Origin of the sequence: Xenorhabdus entomophaga (genome assembly GCF_037996725.1) — a bacterium.
GTDB classification, from domain to species: domain Bacteria; phylum Pseudomonadota; class Gammaproteobacteria; order Enterobacterales; family Enterobacteriaceae; genus Xenorhabdus; species Xenorhabdus khoisanae.
In genome coordinates, this window is record NZ_JBBMXH010000568.1 from 1 (window position 1) to 216 (window position 216).

At 34.7% G+C, this 216-nt stretch carries 1 protein-coding gene; it reads left to right on the forward strand.

The genetic code is table 11. The features are described 5' to 3' along the window. Nucleotides 1-199 (forward strand): transposase (locus AAC854_RS24085; protein WP_340619232.1); only part of this gene is annotated, 199 nt, incomplete at its 5' end. Nucleotides 200-216: the final 17 nt, after the last annotated feature.

Sequence of the window (216 nt, forward strand, 5' to 3'; positions counted from 1 at the left end):
AACAGTAACCCTGTTATTTCTCCCCGTTTATTCTCCGTGGTTGAATAAAATAGAACGGTTATGGCAATCATTACATGAAACGGTGACACGCAATCATTGTTGCCAATATATGTGGCAGCTCATCAAAAGAGTTAAGATTTTCTTGAATGCCGCTTCAGCAAATAGTTGGAAAGGAATAGGAAATATGAAATTCTCATAATTATGAAAAGTTATATA